We start from the raw sequence: 1,908 nt of genomic DNA, 5'->3' as shown, positions 1-1,908 counted from the left end.
ATCCTCTCGGGCGCCAATGTGAGCATCTACGAGTGGTGGGTGTGGAACCAGATCCCGGTCACCATCGGCAATATCCTGGGTGCGATGGTGCTCAACGGAACGCTATGGTACTATACTCACACATTGCAGAAAGAATAGCGGTTCAACATCCATCGTTGAAAGCCATGACGCCGGCTCAGGGCGAGAGTTTGTTTCAACCGTGTTGAATCAGACCCGTGGCTTTTCTTTGAGCATGATCTTTTCCGAAAGCCGGTTTCCAGGTTTCTGGATCATGCTCTTCGGGATCATGCTCTGAGCAATTGAGAAACGGCAAAGCGCGATTGGCCGCCGATAAGGTGTGCGAAGCGGGTTTCAATTGGAACACCAACCGGAAGATAATATACACCGGCGCCCGATGAGCTAACGCCAGTCGCGTGACGTCGTAACATCACGGAGAACACTCGTCTCAAGCTCGAGGTCCTCCAGTCGATGCTTGACGACGTCACCAATGCTGACAATGCCGGCCAGCTCTCCGTCGCGTACGACCAGCACATGGCGCACGCGATGGTTCGTCATCCGGTTCATCACACGATTGATGCTCTCGCCGGGAGACACGGTTATCACACCGTGCTGCATGACTTCCTTCACAAGCATCGACCCAGCCGTCTCGCCATAGCGAGAAAATGCATGAACGATTTCACGTTCGGAAATAAGGCCAAGAACCGTGTTCTCCCTCATCACCACGAGAGCACCAATATTCTTTGCGCGAAGCCAGTCTGCCGCCCTCTTGATAGTGGCTTCCGGAGCTATTGTGGTGACGTCGTCTCCCTTCCGCTTCAGAATGTTTTCAATAGTCATGACGTTTTCCTACCGTACGGATTCCCTTTGCAAGGCAATTGAACTGTGCCTGGCGGCCGGGGGAGCGCCCTCAATCATGACCGGGACCTGTAGAACGGTCGCCTCCAGTCCCCGGCGCAAGGCCGTCACCAGCTCGACCTTTCCGTTCGAGAATTCAAGTGCGTCATGGACTTTGTCGCCCAAGCGAACCTGTCGGGACCGCGCCAGTTTTGAATCGATGTGACCCATGATGCCGAGCCATATTAACGGTGCAAGAACGCGGTGGCGCGTTGGTTCTGTACGGAAAGCCAGCTCCGTTCCGGGCATCAGACAAACGGCAACGCCGGGCTCATCTTTCGCGCAGAATCCACGCAAATCATGGGACAAGGAAAAGGACGTTGTCACAAGCAAATCTCCGGCCTTTGCCGGACGCGACGCGACGGTGTGAAGGCTGTAGTCACACATGGATTCCGCTCCGATGAATTGAACCAGCGCCAGCTAGGGCGCTGCTCGGTGAAAGGTCTTTGCAGCCGGCGGCTGCGCGAGACAACGGTCGGGCATCCGAAACCAACCGCAGCCTCGCGCCCCGCAGTGCGAACAGAGGCTATGGTCCTCTCGCCGGATCGGTGTGGAAGCCGACGCCGACCGCGCCCCTGCGGATCGGATAGTTGTGCGAGACCGGATCGAGCTGCGGGAACAGCGCATCGACCGCTTCCTCACGCTCCATCGGCGGAACCACAAAACGCTCCTCGAAGGTCGGCATCGACGTCAGCCGCCAGATCGCCTCGACCTCGGCCGCGGTGGTCTTGCCTTCGGCAAGCGCCCGCTGCACCTCCTCCTCCGGGATATCCTTCACCTTCTTCGAACGCATGTAGACCCGTACCGCGACAAGCTTCTTGTAGACTTCGCGGATGATCACCTCGTTGCCTCCCGACAACAGGCTCGCCATGTAGCGCAGCGATACGCGCGACCGCTCAAGCGAACTCATCAACGGGCCCAGCCTCGATTCGGAAGCAATGTTGTCGTAGACGCCATTCTCCACCTTGGCGAGCACCGGACCCAGCGGCGGCACGTAGAACAGCATCGGCAGCG

At 57.9% G+C, this 1,908-nt stretch carries 2 protein-coding genes and 1 pseudogene; all 3 read right to left on the bottom strand.

The genetic code is table 11. The annotated features are described in order from the left end of the window. Nucleotides 1–399 precede the first annotated feature (399 nt). Nucleotides 400–837 carry a CBS domain-containing protein gene (locus tag BGO16_RS04405; RefSeq protein ID WP_292617380.1) on the bottom strand — a complete coding sequence of 146 codons (438 nt, stop codon included), beginning with the start codon at nucleotides 835–837 and terminating at the stop codon, nucleotides 400–402. A gap of 9 nt (nucleotides 838–846) precedes the next feature. Further along, the gene (locus BGO16_RS04400) at nucleotides 847–1,281 is read right to left on the bottom strand and encodes a hypothetical protein (protein ID WP_292617379.1); all 435 of its coding nucleotides are present in this window, start codon (nucleotides 1,279–1,281) and stop codon (nucleotides 847–849) included. A gap of 139 nt (nucleotides 1,282–1,420) precedes the next feature. Then, a pseudogene (gene narH / locus BGO16_RS04395) lies at nucleotides 1,421–1,908 on the bottom strand (nitrate reductase subunit beta); the annotation flags it as partial.

It is taken from the genome of Nitrobacter sp. 62-23 (assembly GCF_001897285.1).
Lineage (GTDB): Bacteria > Pseudomonadota > Alphaproteobacteria > Rhizobiales > Xanthobacteraceae > Nitrobacter.
Note: the sequence above shows the minus strand (reverse complement) of the source record. Positions and strands in the feature narration are given on the sequence as shown.

Excerpts from the sequence above, each read along its gene's own strand:
- BGO16_RS04405 (WP_292617380.1), bottom strand. The coding sequence starts at position 837 with ATGACTATTGAAAACATTCTGAAGCGGAAGGGAGACGACGTCACCACA.
- BGO16_RS04400 (WP_292617379.1), bottom strand. The coding sequence starts at position 1,281 with ATGTGTGACTACAGCCTTCACACCGTCGCGTCGCGTCCGGCAAAGGCC.